The 20,008-nt window shown below is 69.2% G+C and carries 16 protein-coding genes and 3 pseudogenes; 13 read left to right on the forward strand and 6 right to left on the reverse strand.

Annotated elements, in window-relative coordinates:
• Nucleotides 1-673: 673 nt before the first annotated feature.
• Nucleotides 674-1,408, reverse strand: coding sequence for an SOS response-associated peptidase (locus tag OG972_RS44075; RefSeq protein WP_266992150.1), 735 nt, complete (start codon nt 1,406-1,408; stop codon nt 674-676).
• A gap of 565 nt (nt 1,409-1,973) precedes the next feature.
• Between OG972_RS44075 and OG972_RS44080 the strand changes: the two genes are divergently transcribed.
• Nucleotides 1,974-2,618 carry a CBS domain-containing protein gene (locus tag OG972_RS44080; RefSeq protein WP_266992152.1) on the forward strand — a complete coding sequence of 215 codons (645 nt, stop codon included), beginning with the start codon at nt 1,974-1,976 and terminating at the stop codon, nt 2,616-2,618.
• Nucleotides 2,619-2,788: 170 nt separating this feature from the next.
• Here the strand turns inward: OG972_RS44080 and OG972_RS44085 are convergent, their stop codons facing one another.
• On the reverse strand, nt 2,789-3,433 hold the full coding sequence (locus tag OG972_RS44085; protein ID WP_266992154.1) for a dihydrofolate reductase family protein: 645 nt from the start codon (nt 3,431-3,433) through the stop codon (nt 2,789-2,791).
• A gap of 317 nt (nt 3,434-3,750) precedes the next feature.
• On the opposite strand from OG972_RS44085, the pseudogene OG972_RS44090 reads away from it, so the two are divergent.
• From OG972_RS44090 to OG972_RS44125, 8 genes and pseudogenes are all read left to right on the forward strand, one after another.
• Nucleotides 3,751-7,199 (forward strand): annotated as a pseudogene (locus OG972_RS44090) (DNA polymerase III subunit alpha).
• A 199-nt stretch (nt 7,200-7,398) separates the two neighbouring features.
• Nucleotides 7,399-7,638: a hypothetical protein gene (locus OG972_RS44095; RefSeq protein ID WP_266992156.1), complete on the forward strand. Its 240-nt coding sequence runs from the start codon at nt 7,399-7,401 to the stop codon at nt 7,636-7,638.
• A 209-nt stretch (nt 7,639-7,847) separates the two neighbouring features.
• Nucleotides 7,848-8,372 (forward strand): DUF1877 domain-containing protein, encoded by a 525-nt coding sequence (locus OG972_RS44100; RefSeq protein ID WP_266992158.1) that lies wholly within the window; start codon nt 7,848-7,850, stop codon nt 8,370-8,372.
• Nucleotides 8,373-8,550: 178 nt separating this feature from the next.
• The gene (locus OG972_RS44105) at nt 8,551-9,222 is read left to right on the forward strand and encodes a hypothetical protein (protein WP_266992160.1); all 672 of its coding nucleotides are present in this window, start codon (nt 8,551-8,553) and stop codon (nt 9,220-9,222) included.
• Nucleotides 9,219-9,875 carry a Fic family protein gene (locus OG972_RS44110; RefSeq protein ID WP_266992162.1) on the forward strand — a complete coding sequence of 219 codons (657 nt, stop codon included), beginning with the start codon at nt 9,219-9,221 and terminating at the stop codon, nt 9,873-9,875. Before OG972_RS44105 ends, OG972_RS44110 begins: the two co-directional genes overlap by 4 nt.
• Nucleotides 9,872-10,276 carry a DUF5958 family protein gene (locus tag OG972_RS44115; protein ID WP_266992164.1) on the forward strand — a complete coding sequence of 135 codons (405 nt, stop codon included), beginning with the start codon at nt 9,872-9,874 and terminating at the stop codon, nt 10,274-10,276. Before OG972_RS44110 ends, OG972_RS44115 begins: the two co-directional genes overlap by 4 nt.
• 666 nt (nt 10,277-10,942) lie before the next feature.
• Nucleotides 10,943-12,145, forward strand: coding sequence for a M14 family zinc carboxypeptidase (locus tag OG972_RS44120; protein WP_266992166.1), 1,203 nt, complete (start codon nt 10,943-10,945; stop codon nt 12,143-12,145).
• A gap of 11 nt (nt 12,146-12,156) precedes the next feature.
• On the forward strand, nt 12,157-13,188 hold the full coding sequence (locus OG972_RS44125; protein WP_266992168.1) for a M14 family zinc carboxypeptidase: 1,032 nt from the start codon (nt 12,157-12,159) through the stop codon (nt 13,186-13,188).
• A gap of 50 nt (nt 13,189-13,238) precedes the next feature.
• Here OG972_RS44125 and OG972_RS44130 read toward each other — a convergent pair whose 3' ends face one another.
• Nucleotides 13,239-13,361 (reverse strand): hypothetical protein, encoded by a 123-nt coding sequence (locus OG972_RS44130; RefSeq protein ID WP_266992170.1) that lies wholly within the window; start codon nt 13,359-13,361, stop codon nt 13,239-13,241.
• A 173-nt stretch (nt 13,362-13,534) separates the two neighbouring features.
• Between OG972_RS44130 and OG972_RS44135 the strand changes: the two genes are divergently transcribed.
• The 4 genes and pseudogenes from OG972_RS44135 (at nt 13,535) to OG972_RS44150 (ending at nt 16,476) form a co-directional block, all read left to right on the forward strand.
• The gene (locus OG972_RS44135) at nt 13,535-13,939 is read left to right on the forward strand and encodes a nuclear transport factor 2 family protein (RefSeq protein ID WP_266992172.1); all 405 of its coding nucleotides are present in this window, start codon (nt 13,535-13,537) and stop codon (nt 13,937-13,939) included.
• Nucleotides 13,940-14,257: 318 nt separating this feature from the next.
• A pseudogene (locus OG972_RS44140) lies at nt 14,258-14,650 on the forward strand (FAD-dependent oxidoreductase); the annotation flags it as partial.
• Nucleotides 14,651-14,657: 7 nt separating this feature from the next.
• A pseudogene (locus OG972_RS44145) lies at nt 14,658-14,867 on the forward strand (VOC family protein); the annotation flags it as partial.
• Nucleotides 14,868-15,069: 202 nt separating this feature from the next.
• Nucleotides 15,070-16,476, forward strand: coding sequence for an IS4 family transposase (locus OG972_RS44150; protein WP_266992174.1), 1,407 nt, complete (start codon nt 15,070-15,072; stop codon nt 16,474-16,476).
• A 33-nt stretch (nt 16,477-16,509) separates the two neighbouring features.
• Here OG972_RS44150 and OG972_RS44155 read toward each other — a convergent pair whose 3' ends face one another.
• From OG972_RS44155 to OG972_RS44165, 3 genes are all read right to left on the reverse strand, one after another.
• Nucleotides 16,510-17,307: a GntR family transcriptional regulator gene (locus OG972_RS44155; protein WP_266992176.1), complete on the reverse strand. Its 798-nt coding sequence runs from the start codon at nt 17,305-17,307 to the stop codon at nt 16,510-16,512.
• 285 nt (nt 17,308-17,592) lie between these two features.
• A complete protein-coding gene (locus OG972_RS44160) occupies nt 17,593-18,570 on the reverse strand; it encodes a sulfite exporter TauE/SafE family protein (RefSeq protein ID WP_266992178.1) in 978 nt (325 codons plus the stop codon).
• Nucleotides 18,567-19,994, reverse strand: coding sequence for a rhodanese-like domain-containing protein (locus OG972_RS44165; protein WP_266992180.1), 1,428 nt, complete (start codon nt 19,992-19,994; stop codon nt 18,567-18,569). Before OG972_RS44165 ends, OG972_RS44160 begins: the two co-directional genes overlap by 4 nt.
• Between the last annotated feature and the right edge of the window lie 14 nt (nt 19,995-20,008).

Here is a 20,008-nt window from a genome sequence, read left to right on the forward strand (position 1 = left end):
AGTGCGCGCTCGGACGATATCGACGTAGGACTGGGAGCTGAATCCGTGTACGCCAGGACCGGGATGCCGAGGTCCGCGAGCCAGTCGGTGAACATGCGGCGCAGGGTGTCTTTCTCGGCCGCGACGTACAGCGCCGCCTTCTGGCCGGCGGTGCGGTCCAGGGCGAACCAGTCGGTGACGTCACCAAGGAAGTCGCGGGCGTCGGCCCAGGCCGGGGCACGTGGACTTCGCGCAGGGTGTCGATCAGGTCGGGGAAGTGGCCGTCGCGGCGCGCCTGGGCCAGCCGGGAGGACAGACGCCGGTAGGTGGGCGGGGTGTTGGGAATGCGGCCTTCGGCGACGAGCCGGTAGTGGACCTGGCGCAGCGTGCAGCCCATCTCCCCGTAGCCGGTCACGATGTCCCGGGCGCGGCCGACCATGTCAGGCCAGTGGAGTACATGTACCCATCGGCCGTTGTTCCAGGTCAGCGGGTTGGGCAAGCCTCGATCGGCGCACGGTGGGCAAGCCTGAGATGTCGTGGGCAAGCCCTCGCTTCGATTCGTAGTTTGGCAACTCCTTCGGGCGGGCCAATCCGGACCTGGCGGATAGGCGACTGCGACCGTCGTGTGACGGAGCCCTGTAGTTGGCCCGTCTGGCGGGCTACATGCTCACTGCCGTTAAAGCGGGCGGCGTAATCAGGCGACCTCGTCCAACAGGTGGGGGCCGTTGTTGCGGACGTTGTTCACGGCCGTGGAGACGGGCCGGGCGTTGAGCAGGCCACCTGCAGGCTGGCTGAGCAGGGCGCGAAGGTCTTCGGTGTTCTGGTGGTGCGGGTCGAGCCAGGTGTCGTAGTGGTCCGGGGTGAGGGCGAGCGGCATGCGGGGGTGCACCCGGCCAGCCGCGTCGGTGGCCTCGGTCGTGATGATTGTGCAGGTGATCAGCCAGGCGGCCGGGTCCTCGTCCTTGTCGATGTCAGGGTCACGCCAGTACTCGTACAGGCCCGCCAGGGCCATCACCTCGCCGTCGGTGGGATGGATGAAGTACGGCTGCTTGCGTGTCTTGCCCGTTCTTTCGTCCTTGAGCGGCTCCCACTCGTAGAACCCGTCAGCCGGCAGCAGGCAGCGCCGCTTGACGAAGGCACGGCGGTAGGCGGGCTTTTCGTGCACTGTCTCCACTCGGGCGTTGATCATCCGGGCCCCGACCTTCGGGTCCTTCGCCCACGAAGGGACCAGTCCCCACCGCAGCTGCCGCAGCTCTCGCCGTACCTCGTCGCCTTCCTCGCGTCCGGCGCGCTCGAGAATCGCGTAGACATCGTCGGTAGGGGCCACGTTCCAGCTGGGCGCCAGACTCTCGTCGGGAAGCCAGTCAGTGGCCTGGAAGAGCCGGGTCAGGTCCTGGGGACTGCGGGTGGAGGCGTAACGGCCGCACATACCGCCACTCTGCCACGGCATCGGACCGTGCCGGCTGAAGAGCGGTAGACGCGCCACCGGCTGTGAGCGTTCCCGGGCGAAGGGGCATCTGTTGGGTCGCAGGGTGCGGCGGGGTGTCGTACACAGGGAGCATGAGCGAGGAACGCACGTCATGGCATCCGGGCGAGCTCGTGCCGGAGAGCGGGATCTATGAGTGTGATTGCGGTGCGGGTCACCACTGGAGCACGGACGTGAAGGGACACCGCTTCCCACCGCTGCCGGCGGGCTGCCCGGGCGGCGCGTGGGCGTTGCAGACGGATGCGCACCCCGACTCCTAAGAGGCACCGGCTCATTATTCAGCGGATAGGGCCGTCGCATGCACCAACGGTCGGCCGCTCACGATCGCCCACTGGCCGGGACGTCGCCAGGTCAAACGTCACTGGTCGCCGGAGCGGCGGGGTGCTGTCATGGGTAAGGAAGACGCGTTGACGAGTTGGCAGGTCCGCAGAGGCCGACGCGCCGCGCGCCGTCCGCTCGGGCGGTCCGACCGCGCCCGCCCCGTCGCAAAACGGAGGAGGCCGACGCCATGCTGCACCGCCGCACGGTCGGTGACGTGATGACCGAGGAGGTCGTCACCCTCCGCCCCAGCACACCGTTCCAGGAGGTCGTCGGCCTGCTGGATGTGAACGACATCGTCGCGGCCCCGGTTGTCGACGACGACGGTGCCCTCGTCGGCGTCGTGTCCGCGTCCGACGTGCTGCGGCACGAGACCGGCATGCCCGATCCGCAGGGGCAGGACGGTAACGACGAGGGCGCCTGGGGCAAGGCCCGGGCCCAAACCGCGGGCGCGCTCATGAGCAGCCCCGCCTTCACCGCCCGATCCGACTGGACGATCCCCCAGGCCGCGCGGGAACTCCGCAGGCGCCACGTCAAGCAGCTGCCGGTGGTCGGTGACGACGGGCACCTCACTGGCATCATCAGCCGCAGCGACCTGCTCGACGCCTTCATCCGCTCCGACGTCGAGATCCGCGGCGAGGTGGAGCAGGACGTCCTGGGGGGCATCCTCGGCCTGGACGAGGATGCCGTCGCGGTCGAGGTCCGAGACGGGGTAATCACGCTGCGGGGTCAAGTCCCGGAACCGCGTCTTGTGCCGGTGGTCGTGGGCCTCTGCCAGGGCATCGACGGTGTCATTGCTGTGGAGGCCCATCTTGCCGCCGCCCGGGTGGGCTAGGTCGGGGCTACCCTGCGCGGCAACTGCCACCTAGGACGCTAGTTGGTCAGTTCGATGCTCAGATTCCGGTCGCCCTCACCGCGCTGCGATCTCTCGGGCCCGGGGCAGGGGGCAACTGGTATCCCGCTGCGCGTTCCGCGCGGCACGGACTCACCAGGCGCAAGATGGCCTCAGTCGTCGCTTCTGGCACCGCGATCGGGTGCGCTCATGTCGCCCGTCGCAGGGGTGCCGTCGGCGAGTCCGTAGCGCAGGTAGACGGTGCCCTTGGGGCTGGCTACCGGAGGGGCGAGGAGCGTGATGTTGGTGGGCACCGCGCCGTCGTCGAACACCTTCTTCCCGACGCCGAGCACGATCGGGTGCAGCCAGAGGTCGAGGCGGTCGAAGAGCTTCTCGCGCAGGAGGGTCTGTACGAGGTTCAGGCTCCCGACGACCTTCACGTGCTCGTGCCGGTCACGGATCTCGCGCACCGCGTCGGCGAGTTCCGGGCCGACCTGTGTGGACCCGGCCCACGAGAGGTCGGGCCTGCCGCGGGAGGCCACGTACTTCGGGACGCTGTTGAAGAGTGTGGCGATCTCGTTGTCCTCGCCGCCCTCCTGGTGAGGCCAGTAAGCGGCGAAGATGTCGTACGTCCGCCGGCCTAGCAGGAGGGCGTCCGTGCCTTCGTAAGCGGCACCGACCTGTGCCCCGGCGACTTCGTCCAGTAGGGGCGCCTGCCAGCCGCCGAACGAGAATCCCACCGGATCCTCGTCGGGGCCGCCGGGCGCCTGCCCGACGAGATCGAGGGTCGCAAACAGCTCGATGTGGATGAGGCCCATGGCTTACTCCCGATGAGTCGGTTGTCTCCCTCAAGAGATAGACCTGCGGATGCCCGCGTGCTCATCGCCGCGACGGAACCCGGTTTCACCCCGTCGGGCGCATTCACCGGGCTGGCCGCACCCCTGCGGGCCACCTACAGCGCTCACCCGGGCCAACTAGAACGCTCAGGGGCCATCTACAGCGCTCAATCGCAACAGGACGGCGACACGAGGCACGGGACCGGCAAGAGCTCGCTTGTTCGATTTCTGTTCGAGTAGTGTGGAGATCTAGCCAGGGCGGTTAGAGCGTATTTGGGGGCATATGACCGGAGGTCGTGATGGGCGGTGGTGTGCATCTTCATGTCGCCAGCGGCTACTCCGCCCGCTACGGCGCTTCCCACTCGCACGACCTGGTCGCCCGTGCCGCCGAGCGCGGTATCACCACGCTCGCGCTGACCGATCGCGATACCGTCACCGGCATCGTCCGCTTCGCGAAAGCCGCCACGGCGGCGGGCGTGCGGCCGGTCTTTGGCGTCGACGTCGCGGTCGCCCCGCACACCCCGGGCGACCCCGCCGCCCGGCCGCGGACGCCGGTGCGCGGCGGCGCGCATGTTGCCGAGGCGCCGCTGCGAATCACGCTCCTTGCCCAGGACCTGTCCGGATGGGGGCGGCTGTGCAGGATCGTGTCCGCCGCCCACGCGACCGCTGCTGGCGGCCCGCCGGTCGTTGCCTGGCCAGCACTCCAGCGGTACGCCGACCAGGGCCTGACGGTGCTGCTCGGGCCTGCATCGGAGCCGATCCGGGCCTTGTCGGCCGGGCGGCCGAACATTGCCGAGCAGCTCCTGGCGCCGTGGCGGGAGTTCGCCGGGCCGAACCTGCGCCTGGAGGACTCCACTGGGGGCTGGACGGCCTCGGACCTGGATCGTTGCGGCTTGCCGCCCACACGCTCGGCCTGGCCGACCGGCTCGCCATCCCGACCGTGCTGACGAACGCGGTGCGCTACGCCGACCCCGCCCAGCACCGGGTCGCGGATGTCCTGGACGCGGCCCGGATGCTGCGGCCGATCGACCGGCGGCGCCTGGACTGCGGGGAGCGCTGGCTTCGCGGCCCGGCCGAGATGGCGGCTGCGGCGGAGCGGATCTGTGAGGCGGCCGGTGCAGGCCTGGGCCGGGCGGCGGAGCTGCTGGCCGAAACTGTCCGCACCGCTGAGCAGTGTGTGATCGATCCGGTCGCCGACCTCGGACTGGGTACCCCGCACTTCCCCGAGCCGACCGTGGTCGGCGCTGAGCCCGGCGCGGGTGGGGCGATGCGGCTGCTGAAGCAGCGGTGCGAGGCCGGGATGGTCGCCCGCGGCCTGGACCGTGACCGCCGGGCGGTCGAGCAGCTCGACTACGAGCTCGACATCATCGGCCGGCTCGGTTTCGAGGCGTACTTCCTCGCTGTTGCTCAGGTGGTTGCCGACGTCCGTGACATGGGGATCCGGGTCGCCGCCCGCGGCTCGGGCGCCGGGTCCATGGTCAATCACTCTTTGTTCGTGGCTACAGCGAATCCGTTGGAGCACCGGTTGTTGTTCGAGCGGTTCCTGTCGGAGCGTCGGGTCTCGTTGCCGGACATCGACGTTGATGTGGAGTCCGCGCGTCGCTTGGAGGTGTACGACAGGATCTTCGAGCGGTTCGGCTCGGATCGGGTCGCGGTGACGGGGATGCCGGAGACCTGGCGGGCGCGTCACGCGCTGCGTGATACCGGTCTCGCCCTTGGTCTGCCGCCGCAGACGGTCGACCGGATTGCGAAGTCGTTCCCGCACATCCGGGCCTGTGACATCCGCGGAGCGCTCAGGGAACTGCCCGAGCTGCGGCAGCTCGCCACCGAGGCCGATTCGTACGGTCCGCTGTGGGAGCTCGCCGAGGGCCTCGACGCACTGCCGCGTGGCATCGCGATGCACCCGTGCGGCGTGATCCTGTCGAACGCGGCCTTGCTGGACCGGCTGCCGGTGCAGCCGACGCCGGGCGGGAAGTACCCGATGGTCCAGGCCGACAAGCACGATGTGGAGGACCTCGGCCTGCTCAAGCTCGACGTCCTCGGGGTGCGGATGCAGTCGGCGATGGCACACGCCGTCACCGAGATCCGCCGCACCACCGGCCGGCAGATCGATCTCGACAATCCCGACCAGGTCCCCCTCGACGACCAGTTCGCCTTCGCTCTGATCCAGGACTCCGACACCGTCGGGATGTTCCAGCTCGAATCGCCCGGTCAGCAGGACCTGGTCGGTCGGCTCCAGCCCCGCGACCCGCAGGACGTCATCGCCGACATCAGCCTGTTCCGGCCGGGCCCGGTGCAGGGCGGGATGCCCGCGCTCTACATCGCTGCCCGCCACGGTACCGCCCCCGTCTATCCGCACCCCGACCTCGAACCGGTCCTCCGGGACACGTACGGGGTGACGATCTGGCACGAACAGATCATCGACATCCTGGCCGTGATGACCGGTTGCGATCGCGCCCTGGCGGAGGTCGCCCGCCGCGCCCTCGCCGATGAGCAGCGCCTGCCGAAGCTGGAGACGTGGTTCCGGGAGAAGGCCGGCGCCCGCGGATACACCACCAAGGTCCTGGACGAGGTGTGGGAGATCGTCGCCTCGTTCGGCGCGTACGGGTTCTGCCGTGCGCACGCCGTCGCGTTCGCGGTCCCTGCCCTCCAGTCGGCATGGCTGAAGGCCCACCATCCGGCCGCACTGTATGCGGGGCTGCTGGAGCACGATCCCGGCATGTGGCCGCTGCGTGTGATCGTCGCCGATGCCCGCCGCCACAACGTGCCGGTGCTGCCCGTTGACGTAAACAAATCCGCGCCAGCGCACCAGGTCGAGAAGACCGACGCAGGCTTCGGCGTGCGGCTCTCCCTGCCCTCCGTGAAAGGCATCAGCGAGGACCAGGTCGCCCGGATCGCTGCCGGCCAGCCCTACAACTCCCTGCAGGACTTCTGGCAGCGGGCCCGCCCGGCGCTGCCGATCGCCGAACGTCTGATCGAGGTCGGCGCGCTCGACCAGCTCAAGGGCGCCCAGACGCGGCGCGACCTGCTGCTCCAGGCCACCGAGCTCCACCGCCACACCCGTACCCGGCCCGGCGCCGGACAGCTCCCGATCGACGACACCCTCATCACCGCCAGCCCGTCCGGGCTGAGGGAGATGACCAGCCGCGAGGCCCTCGACGCAGAACTCAGCGTGCTGAAGATCGACGTCTCCCAGCACCTCATGGAGCACCACCACCGACTCCTGCGGGAGATCGGCGCCACCGACGCCAAGCACCTCAAGACGATGCACCCCGGGCAGCAGGTCCTGGTGGCCGGTGTCCGCGCTTCCACCCAGACCCCGCCGATCCCGTCCGGCAAGCGCGTCATCTTCGTCACCCTCGAAGACGGCTTCGGACTGGTCGACATTGCATTCTTCGAGAACTCCCACGAGGCCTGCGCGCACACCATCTTCCACAACGGACTGCTGCTCGTCCGCGGCACCGTGGAGGCCCGGGGCCCTCGCCGGACCGTCGTCGGGCAGATGGTCTGGGACCTCGAAGCACTCGCCGCGGCCCGCCGCGACCACGGACCCCAGGCCGTACTCGACATCCTCGGCCGCCGCGAACCCGCACCCACCCCCGCCCAGCCAGCCAACCCACTGGCCCGGACGCTCACGAACGGGACCGCCGGCGCAAAGCTCCACCCGTACGCCGACCTCCAGCCCGCCGGCACCCGCTCCGCCGACCTCACCAGGCTCGGCCACACCAGCCCCGGTTCTCCAGGCTGAGTTATGTCTCACGAGACACGCCGCCCTGTACGCCCTGCATGAAGGCGGGCGTACGGGGTTCGGTATGCCGAGTGGGTCAGTTCTGGCAGCAGCCTCCGGTCGCGGTGTCCGCCTTGTCGACGGTCACGCTTTTCGGGTCTGGCGCTGATCCTGTGATGGTCCTGGATCCGGCGCGACAGCACCGGTGTACGTTGTCGCCGTGTCCCTTGAACCGCGCAGCCGTGAAGAGCTGGTCACCTTCCTCCGCGACCTGCACAAAGAGTTCCGCGCCCGCGGTCATGAGTGGGAGAACAACACCCTGGACGACTTCATTGAAGCGCTCGCCGCTTGGGTGCACGACTCCCCGGGTGCGTACCGTCACGCGGGAGAGCAGATCCCGCCCGACGGAGACTGGACCTTCATGGCCCGAGCCCTTCACGCAGCCACCATCTACGAGTAGAGCGGCGCGTTACGCTCACCCCAGTGCGTCACAAGATCAGCGACACACCCCGTTTTCCCAGCTTTCGGGGTCTGAGCGCCACGTAATTCCCCACACTGGTGGTAACACGTCCCCAGTCCTGCGGTGACCGTGGGCGGTCCCGCGATGGTCGTGCTCGGCCCCAAGCAAGCCCCAGAGAAACTGGTGGACATTGCCGAGATACTGCCACCATGGCCGTCACCCAGCAGCTCGCCCGCATTCCAGCGGAGTATCTCGCCGCCTGCCGCCAGTCAGCCACCGCGTCACCGGACGGTGATCCTCACTGGGATCCGCCAGCACCGGATGTGCTGGACCTGGACTGGGCGCCGGCCCTACTTGCGCGCCTTGGCGAGGTGACTGGGCTCGACGAGGTTCGCCTTGACGTTCTTCGCCAGGCCACCGACGGCGACACCACTCTCGACCTGCGCTTCCTCAATACGCATCCGCACGCCATCGGCCCCTTCGGGCCTGCCCCCACGGCTCTGTCCAGCACTCAAGTGGCGTGTGTCTCCGAACTGCTCAACCAGATCGACATGCACACCCTCCTGACCGCCCTGCCGACCGACGGCCCCGCAGCTGAATCCCTGATCGGCCACGGGGCCGACCGCATCATCGGCGGCCCGCGAGAGTACTTACTGAAGCACTTCAATGCCCTGCGCGACTTCTACCTCGACGCAGCAAAGCGCCACCTACTCGTCGTGCTCTGGTGGGATTGACCTTGGCCAATCCCAGGCGTCCCCACCACGGGGTGTTCACGAGTGCCTCTGGCCAAGGCATTCCAGAGAGGCGATGGAGATCGCTTCCCGTTTGGATGGAGATCGTTTCCCGGTGCTGTGGCGCTGCCGCTCGATATTGGGTTGGTGTTCGAGCGGCTGCGCACGGCAGAGTGGTGTGGTGACTGAGCTGTGGGCGCACGCCCTGACCTGGGCAGAAGTGGATCCGTTGCGGCATCCGTGCGAGCTGGATGAGGATGCGGCGAAGGAGTTGGCCGGTCTTGTCGCGCCGTTGCTGCCCGACGCCGATGCCGCGGAGGAGAAACGTCGGCGTTCGCTGGATCCCGTCACCGAGCTTCTGGTGGACGGGTACGGCCGGTGGGCCTGCGGGTGGAACTGGTCGGTGGGTGAGGGCGACACCGACGGAGGGGTCGTCGGAGCGTGGTGCTGCGCCGCCCATTCCGTGACGACGGCGGACGCAACCGCCCCGCTGGTCGTCGCGGCCCTGCTTGAATGGCGCGACTGGCTCGAGGATCTGGCGGAGCGCTTCTCCGCCCTGGCACCGCAGTCGAACTCGGCTGCATCCTCGATGGACCCCTGGCACTGGGAGCGGGCGTGCACGCGACTGGTCACTGTGGTGGCCGACCGCACTCAGGCCGAGAGCGGCTGGTACGGGCACTGCATTCAGGTCCTCGAATGGTTCCTCGCCTACAACGGCATTGACGAGGAGCGAGCCCGGGAGATCGTGGAGAGCGCGGTCGGTGGCCGGTTCGGCAGTTGGATCGCACCAGACGTCGCGGTGGTCGAGGCGGTGAGCTCGCGGTTCGCCCGGACCATGGGCGGAAACCGATGAGCTCCGGGCCCGACCACCAGAACGACGCCCTCGCCGACTGGCTGCGCATCCGTACCGAGATCTCCTGGCCGCGCTGGAGCGGCGAGCACCCCGTTGCCGAACCGCCGGCGCTTGACGGCTTCCGGGACTTCTTCACCGCGACACGCGGCGGCCGCGACGTAGAAGGGACCGCGCGGGTTCTGGCCGCCCTCGACCGGGCTCTCGCCGACGCGGAGCAGGGCGCTCAGCTGACGTTCTCCCTCATGGCGAACTGGCAGCGGGCCGTGCTGGGCCGCAGCTCCGTTGACTTCCGCACGATGCCGGCCTTCGCGAAAGGCGGACTCGAGCGCTACGGCCTCGCGCCTGACACACACGCGCTGTTCGAGCACTGCCTCGCCGAGAGCACCCGCCCGGACCTGCCTCTCCCTTCACGCGCCGCCCGGACCTACCTGGATGTCGTCTTCTTCCATCCGTTCGAGGATGGCAACGCCCGCGCAGCCATGCTGGCGCTGGCCTTTGTCTTGGCCCGCGAAGGCGTCTCCCTCGACCAGGTGCACCCGTTGCAGGCCACCCGCTGGGCCGACGACGCCGAAGGCGCGGCCGATCTGGCGGTGCTGCTCGGAATCCTGATCACTGCGGCGGAGCGCCGCTTGTCCAACGGGAGCCAGGCATGACCGGACGCGACGTCATACTCAACGAACTCGCCCAGGGGCTGCGCCCGATGTCACAGGGCATCGAGTGGTTTGACGGTCTCAGCCCGGAGGAGCAGTCCGAGACGCTGCGGTTCCTACGCCATCACTGTGTCCAAGCTCGCGCCGTCACCGAGGACGGACCGGAGAGCATCCGCCGTGCCGGACTGCGCCCGACGCATACGCCGGCGATGCTGATCACACGCGGCAGGATCGACCAGCAACTGGGGAAGATCGCCGGCCTCGCTCCTCTCGACGAACGCCGCAAGGCGTTCCGGTTGCTGATCGCGGTACTCGCGATTGCCGACGAACGGCGCCGCGAGCGCTTCTGCTTCGACGGATGCGGTCACTGGTGGCACAGGCTGTCCGCCGCTGATCCCACCTGATCAATCAGACTGAGACCTGCTCGCCCGGCCGCAGCAGCGGTATGCCGTCGACCAGGAGCAGCCGAGCAGATCCCCGGCGCGAAGCCGTTCCCACCCCATCCACGAGCACTCTCCGTCTTTGGGTTGGGCAGCATGTCGTTGGTGGCTGGTGTGATCTCGGGAGGCGACGCTGGGGCACCCGCCGACCCGCATGCTCTGGGAACTGCTGCGGCCAGTCCGGCTTCTGCGCGAAAGCGTGGAATCAACGGAGTTGGCGTATCCGCCGTCGGCCCACACCAGACTGATCGTGCGGAACCCCTTCGCGAGGCGGGCAAGGACGGTGCGGCCTCCGGCTCCCGGACCTGGCGGCGGAGCTCGTCGTGAATGCGGCGTCGCGTCGGCATCGGCCGACGCGGCGCCAGCGGCCGCCGCCACCGACGGCAACGAGCCCGACGGCCGAGCGACCACCCCGGGCCGTCCCGCCCCGATTGGCGCCCCAGCGCCTCGATGACCGGCCGGGCCGATGCCTGGTCCTGCCCCGGTACAGCAGTGAAGACAGAGGATGCTGATGTCTTGTCATGCGCGCTGCCGGGGATCAGACTGGGCCGACAGACCGTGATCGCTGCAATCGTTCTTGTCGGAGGGGACCGGGGGGGATCCCTCCCATCGACCGGAAAGCGAGAGCACATGCGTCGACGCACGATCCTGGCCGGGATGGCAGGCCTCGGGGTGGGGACGGTTCTCCAGCCGTCGGCCTACGCGGAACCGCAGTCGCGGCCCAACGGGCCGTGGATCCAGCCGGAACAAACAGTCCAGAAGGCCGCGTTGACGGCGAACTCCGAACTCGGCCCCAAACTCCAGAGCATCGCGGCCCGTTCGAAGGGCAGGATGGCCGTGGAGGTGGCCGGTCACTCGGCCGGCGGTTGGCCCATCCATCTCATACGGTTCGGCGAGCCCGCCGCCGGCAAGCTCCCCGTACTGATCCAGACCCAGATCCACGGCGGTGAACCTCTCGGCACCGAGGTCGCGCTGCATCTGATGCAGACGCTCGCCACCAGCTCGCATCCGACCGTCAAGGCGGTCCTCGACCGGCTCGCGGTCTGGTTCATCCCGCGGCTCAACATGGACGGTGCCGACTTCCGGGACGCCGACGGCTTCCTCGTACAGCGGCGGCAGAACACCCAGCGCTGGACACCGCAGGAATGGGGACTCGCGGCGGGCACACCGGCGCCGTGGTATCTGCCGCGTACGCTGCTGGAGCCCGGCCGGGTCTCCGGCTACGACATCAACCGCGACTTCCACCCGGATCTGACGTTCCGGCTGAAGCCTGGCGGCGAAGGCCTGTTGCCCGGACGCTCCGAGCTGCCGGGCTTCTTCGTAACGCCCGAGGCGCGCACCTCCGCAGCGGTCTTCCAGCGGATGCGGCCGAAGGTCTTCATCGACCACCACCACCGCGGCAGCAACACGCAGTCCGACACGGACAACCAGCTCACCACGCTCCAACTGGTCGGCATCGTCACCAAGGGCACTGCCGGATATCCGCTCGACCCGGCCGCCCGCGACCTGGGCTATCGGGTCAATGTGCTCGTCTGGGACACCCTGCGCGCCCTGGGCCAGTCGGGCTTCGGAGGCATCACCCGCTACCCCGACGTCGAACTGCCGGGCACCGCGCTCGGATCCTACGCACTCAACGGCGCCGGAATCATGCTCTACGAGACGCGCTCGGTGGCCCAGAAGTCCATGGGCATGCTGATCCGCCAGTCGCTCATCGGGATGGGCACCACGCTCGAGAGCCTCGCCACCGGTGACATCCAGAACGTCGACCCGGCCCGCTACTACGACATTCCGCCGGCCGGCCCGTCCATCGGCAATCCGCGCGACGACCTGTGAGGGAGGCACCCATGATCGGACGACGCACACTGCTCGGGGCCGCCGGCGCGCTGGCTGCCGGACTGGCCGGCGTCTCGACCGCCTCGGCGGACCCGGCGCATCTGCCGGGCGGGCCCTGCATCCAGCCGGACCAGAACGTCAGCCTGGCCAGCGTCGCGGGATACGACGACGTGGTCCGGCAGCTCGACCGTATCGCCCGGACCTCGCACGGACTCGTCAATGTCGGAACGGCCGGTCTGTCGGGCGAGGGACGCAAGCTGCTGTACGCCACCGTCGGCACTGGGCCGACCGTCTTCTGGCTGCAGGCCCGTATCCACGGCAACGAACTGCACAGCACCGAGGCCGTCCTCCAGATCCTCGGGCACCTGGCGAGCGGCGACCCGGCCGCCCGCCTCATCCGCGAGAAACTCACCGTCGTCGTCCTCCCCATGTACAACCCGGACGGCGCTGAGGCCAACATCCGCCAGAGCACCACCCCGACCCGTACCGACCTCAACCGTGACTGGGAGAACTTCGTCCAGCCGGAGTCGGTCGCCTACTGGAAGCTGTGGCGCCGGACCGCCCCGCAATTGAGCCTCGACCTGCACCACATGGGACAGGCCCCGGTGGTCGCGGGAACGAACGACCTCAACCAGTTCCAGATCGGAGCCCGTTCCATCGCCCCGTCCCGGATGACAGCCGAACAGTGGCTCACCAACCGGCAGATGGCCATGGCCAGCGTCGACGCGCTGGACCACTACGGCCTGGCCAATGTCGCCCACTACCCGCTCATCGACATCACCAACGCCGTCTTCAGCCGCATGCTCATGGGTGGCACGGCCCCCGCCGGCGAACAGCCGGTGCTGCACACGCCGACCAAGGGCGCGATCTTCTACGAGGTCCGCTCGGTCGGCCAGAAGAGCAACGGCCAGCTGGAACGGCTCTTCACCATCCCCACGATGGCGGTTCTCACGGCAGCCGCCGACGGCTCCCTCGGCTCGTACGACGTCTCAGGCTACGGAAGCCTTCCGTTCGCCGTGCAGGAGCAGTGCGGCGGCAGCTGACGACTGCCGGACGCGGGTGGGCCTCGCCCCACGGCGCGGGGCCCACCGCACTAGTGCCGCAGCAGCACGACTACGAGCGCGAACTCGCCCAGCTCGATGAACGCGGTCTCCGGCCGCTGCGAACCGCGACCACCGATGATCCCGTCGCCGGCCTGGGCACCAAGGATTTCCACGCATCACGAGTTGTCCGATCTTGATCCGCAGTGTCCTAAAGCTGAGTCGCTGCCTTGGCGATCTACGCTGTCACTGTTGCCCATTACGTTCAACGGCCCGGCGTCCTGGGGGAAGCCTCGAAGTGTTCCCAGGTCCCCAGATCGCTCCGGCCGCCTGCAGAGGGGACAGTGCGATGGATGCTGACATCCGGACCAGGGCCGCGCTCGAGGAACACTGGCGGGCGTCGGAAGGTGAGGATACCGAAGCCGAGCACGCCATCTACGCCGCGGACGCGATCCTCGACTACCCCCAGTCAGGTGAACGATTCCGGGGCCGCGCGACGATTGCGGCGCAACGTGGCGGACACCCTGCCAGCCGGCACTTCACCCTCCACCGGATCGTTGGCAGCGGGGATCTGTGGGTGAGCGAGTGCGTCATCACGTACGACGGGGTACCCACCCACTCAGTGAGCATCATGGAATTTGCCCACGGGCACGTGGTGCACGAGACGCAGTACTTCGCGGACGCCTTCGGTGCGCCTGAATGGCGGACAGCACTCGCGGAGCCGATGCCGGGCAGGTATATCGCCAAGGCTTGACCCAGGGCTAGCTTCGATCGTTCATGAGGCTGTGACAGCTTGCTGACGAGGGCTCTGGGCTATTGCGGATGGGTGTGTTCTGTCTGCGATCGGAGGGGACGGGTTCTTGGCGGTCGAAGAGCTGGATGACCCGGCCTGCGGCGCGGTTGTCGCCGAGCAGGATGGCGCCTGCCAGCCGATCCTCTGCGTGGGCAATCAGGGGCACGATGGCCGCTGTTGGTGACTCCTACGGCCAAGGTAGGACGGCTGCGTGCGCACCGCGCGGTTACATGAGCTGGGGACGTGGCCCCGTCCGGTCCGACCAGACGCGAGGGAGCAATGAGCGAAGCACACGAGAACCAGGAACGCGGCGCCTACGACGTGGTTGTGCTGGGCGCGGGCCCGGTCGGCACGAACGTCGCCGACCGCGCCCGCGCCGCCGGCCTCACCACGGCCGTCGTGGAACGTGAACTGGTCGGCGGCGAATGCGCCTACTGGGCCTGCGTCCCCAGCAAAGCGCTGCTGCGGCCGGTCATCGCCCTCGCCGATGCACACCGGGTGGACGGCGCTCGGCAGGCCGTCACCGATCGGCCCGACACCGGCCGGGTCTTCGCCCGCCGCAACCACTACGTCAATGACTGGGACGACACCGGGCAGGGCGAGTGGGTGAAGGCCATCGGCGCCGACCTGTACCGCGGCCACGGCCGCATCGACGGCCCCCGCCGGGTCACGAACGGCACAGGATCGCGGCGGCAGGGTGCGGGACCCGTTCGGCAACATTTGGTGGGTGATGAGCCGGGTCGAGCACATCGCACCGGACCTTGCCTGGCAGCGAATGTCCGAGCCGAAGTACGCCGAGGCGATGCGCACGGCCCAGGAGACCCTGGACGCCGCGCTCAGCGGTCGGGAGGCAGGGGTGGCCAGCACCCCGCAGCGCCCAACCCACTGAGATCAACTTCCGACCCTGACTGCAGGCGACGGGAGTTGAGGGCCGGCAGCAAATATTGCAACTACACGGGTAAGTGACACTCCACGGCAACACCGTTGCGTTTGACCTCTGAGCTGTACGTCAAGCCCTGCTGAACAGCGCAACGGGACCACCTGATAGATCAACGATCGGCGAAGAAAGTCGATCAAGGTCAGGGATCCCGTTGCAGGAGAAGTCTGTCATCACGTCCACGATCGAGACAGCCCGGGGTGTGTTCGCGCCGGGTCATCTGGGGGAGTTGACCCAGGTCGTGGACTTTGCGCTGGTGGACGCGGTGCTGGAGGAGACCGGCCGGCGCGAGAAGCGCCTGCGACTGCTGCCTTCGCGGGTGGTGGTGTACTTCGTGCTCGCTCTCGCACTGTTCGAGCACCGCTCGTACCGCACGGTGTGGTCCAAACTGACCGCCGCCCTGACCCCGCTGGCCCTGGTGCGTCCCGCGGTCTCCTCGCTGACGCGGGCCAGGCGCAGGGTGGGGGCCGCACCTCTGCGGCGCCTGTTCGAGACACTGGCCGGGCCCGTCGCCCGCCCCGGTCAGGACGGGTCCTTCTACCGGGGCCTGCGCACGGTGGCCGTCGACGGGACCCTGCTGCACACCCCCGACGACGAGACGCTCACCTGGCGCTACCCCAAACGGGCCGGGGAGGGTCTGGAGTTCGGCTATCCGCTCCTACGGCTGCTGACCCTGGTCGAGTGCGGCACCCGCGCGCTCATAGCCGCCGCCTTCGGACCGGAGTCCGATGGTGAACTCCCCTATGCCAAGCGGCTTCTGGCCGCCCTGGACAAGACGATGCTCCTGCTGGCCGACGCGGCCTTCGACGGCAACGAGTTCCTTGATGCCGTCCATCAGAGCGGGGCGCGGTTCCTGGTGCGCTCCGGGGCCCGCCGTGTCCCCACCCCCGCCGAGCACCTGGGCGACGGCTCCTACATCGCCCGCATCGGCTACGGCGTCCTGCGGGTACTGCTGCCGGTACGCGTGATCGAGGCAACCCTCACCGTCACCTTGACCGATGGCACCGTCCGCACCGAGCAGTGGCGGCTGATCACCAACCTGCTGGACCCCGTCCGCTATCCGGCCGCCGAGCTCGTTGATCTCTATCACCGCAGGTGGCAGGCGGAAACTACGTATTTTTCGATCAAGGCCACGATGCTCGACGGCCGCGTCCTGCGCTCCCGCAGCATCGATGGTCTCGACCAGGAGGTCTACGCCCTGCTCACCGCCTACCAGGCTCTGATCCGCGCCGGCGACGACGCCCTGACCGGTCGGCCGGAAGTACCCATGGAACGGATCAGTTTCACCGTCCTGCTGGCCGCCGCAACCGACACCGTCACCGCCGGCCATGGAATCTTCCCCAACACCCTCGTCGACCTGGTCGGCACGATCGGCCACGCGGCCCTGGACGCCCTCCTGCCCGCCCACCGACGGCAACGAGTGAAGGCCCGCACCCGCAAGAACCCCACCAGCAAGTACGGACCGAACGCCGGACAACACCCCACGACCAGCCAGAACTACACCGTCCGCACCACCGTCGCGTTCTTCGACCACGGCCTCAATAGCCGCTCACGGCGCTAACGCAACGGTGTTGCACTCCACGGCATCCCGTGATCAAAAACGGATGTTCCCGACTCTCTCCGGGGCCCTGCCCAGCCGGTAGCCGTCGTCGGCAGAGAACGCGGCGGCGACGGCGAAGCGATCCGCGCGGACGAGCGTCTGCCGCCACTCGACCGGGCGTCGGCTAGCGTCGTGACCGAGCCGGTCGATCGCGAACAACGCGGTGGACTCGGGGCAGTCGAGCAGGGTGCGCTCTCCGCGGCCAGGTACGACGGCCCGGATACGCTCCCAGCCGCCGCAGATACGGGTGCCGCAGTGGCGTTCGAGCTCGTCGTAGAGCGAGGTGCGGGTGAAGTCGACGTCCAGGAGGGGGCGGGCCACGTCCGCGGGGAGCCAAACACGATCGACGGCGAGCGGTTCCTCGTCGGCTAGACGCAGGCGTTCGAGGTAGACGAGTGGTGTCGATTCCTCAAGTCCCAGACGGGCGGCGATGACGCCGTCGGCGCGCTGGTCGAGCACACGTACGGCGCTGCGCTGGACGGCGCCGACCTCCTCGACAGAGCGGAAGAAGCTGTATGCTTCACCGACCTTCTGTTCCAGCGGGCGGCTGGCGGTGAACCGGGAGACCTTGCCGCGCTGGGCGGTGACGAGGCCCTCCGCACGAAGCTGCCGGAGGGCCTCGCGGACCGTGTGCCGGCTGACCCGGTACTCGGCGACGAGGTCGTGCTCGCCGGGGAAGACGTCGCGGAATTCGCCGTCTTCGAGACGGCGCAGCAGGTCGGCGCGCAGCTGTGCCCATAGCGGCTTGCCCGCGGACCGGGTGAGGGGGCGAGGGCCGGAGCGGGAGATCACCGGTGCCCTCCCGAGGGTCGGGGTCGGACGGATGGTGCTGACACAGGATGAATGTTCGTACATTCGTGGGAACGGTGCAAACCTGGGAGCTCCTGGGTTGAGAGAGCGCTGGCCTGGCCTGGGGGGGCGGCGACCCGACGTGACCGGCGCCCGGTGACCACAGGGCGGGCGCCGGACGCCGGAGGTCCCACGACGGGCTCGGACGTCAGCCGCTCAGGCGGCAGCCGATCCGCAGCGGCCGTCACCCGGGGCGGGGTGCACCGGCCAGCGGTCATGCAGGAACCTTTAGACGAAGACGTCGATGAGCATGAACACGGCCATCGCGAGCAGCAGGGTGGCGAAGGCCCGCTGCAGGGCGGCGCCGGAGAGCTTGGCTGCCAGCCGCTTGCCGTCCCAGGCGCCGAGGATGGCTGCGCCCACGAACGGGCCGAAGACTGCGAGGTCGAGGGACGTGCCTCCGGCCGCCAGGCGGGTGGCGAGGGACGCGACCGAGTTAATGAGGATGACCACGAGGCTGGTGCCGACGGCCCTTCGCATCGGCAGGCGGAGCACGGACATCAGGGCGGGTACGGCAAGGAAACCGCCGCCGACTCCCAGCAGCCCTGTCACCGCGCCGAGGCCGGCCCCGGCCGCGGCGGTGCGCAGGTGCCCGGCCCGGTCGGCGGGCCCTCCGGGGGCGTCGGCGGCGTCGCCACCACCTGCGTCTTCCGGTGCGGGGCCGCCCCCGCCGTTTGCGGCTGCGGTCGTCCCGTCGGCCGTTCGTAGTGCCGCCCGGGCGGCGGTCGCCTCCGCGCACCCGGGCCGTCCGGAGCGGGAAACGACAGCCCCCACGGCCGCCCCCGGTGCGGTGGCTTTCGGGGCAACCGCCGCGGCCGCGGCAACCCGACGGGTGCGGTGCCCCATACGGGTACCGCGCAGCATCGCCGCGGCGGCGAGAGCGGCCAGGGCGGCGAACGCGGCGGTCAGCACGGCCTGCGGAATGCGGTGCGTGAGCACGGACGCTCCGATGGCGGGTGCCACACCGGCCGCGGCGAACAGCGCGCCGGTGCGCCAGCATATGTTGCCGGTGCCGGAGTGGCGGGCAAGAGCGGTGACGGATGTGACGGTGACGACGACCAGACTGGTGGTCCCGGCGTCGGCGGGTGTGACGCCCAGGAGGTACACCAGGGCCGGTACCGCGAGCACCCCACCGCCACCGCCGAGCGCGCCAAGGGCCAGGCCGACCATGGCTCCGCAGAGCAGAGCGAGGATCAGGACACTCACGCCGGGAAGCCACCCGGGGCCGTGTCGGCGGGATGCGCAACCTCGCCGTGCCATGCGGAGAAGCCGCCGCGCAGGTCGGTGGTCTCGAAGCCGCGGGCGCGCAGCACGGACGCGGCCACCGATGAGCGGTTACCGCTCGCGCAGATCACGGTCAGCGGCTGATCCGTCGGCAGTTCGCTCAGGCGGGCGATCAGTTCGGGCAGCGGGATGAGGCGGGCGCCGGGGATGGTGCCGTTATCGCGTACCTCGCCCGGGCCGCGCACGTCCACCAGCTCGAAGCCGCCCGTGCCCTCGGCGAGTCGGCCGGCGAGGACGTCGGCCTCCACGCGCACGACGGCGGTCAGGTACTCAGTACCGACAGTCTCGACCGCGGTGGTCAGGGCGCCGAGGACGCGGTCGAAGCCGATGCGGGCGAGACGGTTGCGGGCCTCACGTGCAGTGGCGGGATCGCCGCACAGAATGATGCGGTCCCGGGCATCGAGCACCTCGCCGACGAGCTCGGCGAACCGACCGCCGATGGGGACGTTGACCGCTCCGGGCACGTGGGCGGAGGCGAACGACTCCGGGTCCCGCGTATCCAGAACTCTGGCACCGCCCGCCCGAGCCTTGATGAAGGCGTCCGGGGTCAGGGAGGGGACGGGGGCATCCTCATCCAGGGCTGGACGGGCTTGGCGGTTGCGCACGGATGTGAAGGCGAAGTAAGCGGGCGCGGTGGGCTGGTCTTGGGTCACGACAGAGACGAATTCGTCCTCGGTCATGTCGGCCAGGGCGTAGTTGCTGCGGCGCTGGTTGCCGATCGTGCAGCTCAGCTCGGTCGAGAGGTTCTTGCCGCAGGCCGAGCCGGATCCGTGCGCCGGGTAGACGCGTGTGTCGTCGGGGAGGGTGAGCAGGCACTCGCGGGTGGAGTGGTACAGGACGCGGGCCATCTCCTCGGCGGACCGGCCGCGGGCGCTGAGCAGGTCGGGACGGCCGACGTCGCCGATGAACAGCGTGTCGCCGGTGAGAACACCGTAGGGGACGGCGTCACCCGCGTGTTCGCGTACGACGACGCAGATCGACTCGAGGGTGTGGCCAGGTGTGTGCAGGATCTCCAGGTCGACGTCGCCGAGGCTGAGGTGCTCGCCGTCGTCCAGGGGGTCCGTGTCGAAGTCGAGCGTACCGGCGGAGCCGTAGGAGATCCGGGCACCGGTGCGCTCGGCCAGCTCCAGGTGACCGGAGAGGAAGTCCGCGTGGATGTGGGTCTCGATGACCCGCTCGATGGTCAGGCCGTGACGCCCGGCGGTGGCGATGTAGTCCTTGACGTCGCGCTGAGGGTCGATCACGACGGCCCGGCCGGTGGTGCGGTCGCCGACGAGGTACGAGGCGTGGGAGAGGCAGTCGAGATAGAACTGCACGAAGACCAGCGGTCCGGTGTGGTTTGTCATAACGGCCTCCTGAA

It is taken from the genome of Streptomyces sp. NBC_01669 (assembly GCF_026339735.1).
GTDB lineage: Bacteria > Actinomycetota > Actinomycetes > Streptomycetales > Streptomycetaceae > Streptomyces > Streptomyces yanii.

What these genes read in the sequence shown, in the direction of transcription:
- OG972_RS44075 (WP_266992150.1), bottom strand. Translation starts at nt 1,408, where the DNA reads ATGTGCGGCCGTTACGCCTCCACCCGCAGTCCCCAGGACCTGACCCGG.
- OG972_RS44080 (WP_266992152.1), top strand. Translation starts at nt 1,974, where the DNA reads ATGCTGCACCGCCGCACGGTCGGTGACGTGATGACCGAGGAGGTCGTC.
- OG972_RS44085 (WP_266992154.1), bottom strand. Translation starts at nt 3,433, where the DNA reads ATGGGCCTCATCCACATCGAGCTGTTTGCGACCCTCGATCTCGTCGGG.
- OG972_RS44100 (WP_266992158.1), top strand. Translation starts at nt 7,848, where the DNA reads ATGGCCGTCACCCAGCAGCTCGCCCGCATTCCAGCGGAGTATCTCGCC.
- OG972_RS44110 (WP_266992162.1), top strand. Translation starts at nt 9,219, where the DNA reads ATGAGCTCCGGGCCCGACCACCAGAACGACGCCCTCGCCGACTGGCTG.
- OG972_RS44115 (WP_266992164.1), top strand. Translation starts at nt 9,872, where the DNA reads ATGACCGGACGCGACGTCATACTCAACGAACTCGCCCAGGGGCTGCGC.
- OG972_RS44120 (WP_266992166.1), top strand. Translation starts at nt 10,943, where the DNA reads ATGCGTCGACGCACGATCCTGGCCGGGATGGCAGGCCTCGGGGTGGGG.
- OG972_RS44125 (WP_266992168.1), top strand. Translation starts at nt 12,157, where the DNA reads ATGATCGGACGACGCACACTGCTCGGGGCCGCCGGCGCGCTGGCTGCC.
- OG972_RS44135 (WP_266992172.1), top strand. Translation starts at nt 13,535, where the DNA reads ATGGATGCTGACATCCGGACCAGGGCCGCGCTCGAGGAACACTGGCGG.
- OG972_RS44165 (WP_266992180.1), bottom strand. Translation starts at nt 19,994, where the DNA reads ATGACAAACCACACCGGACCGCTGGTCTTCGTGCAGTTCTATCTCGAC.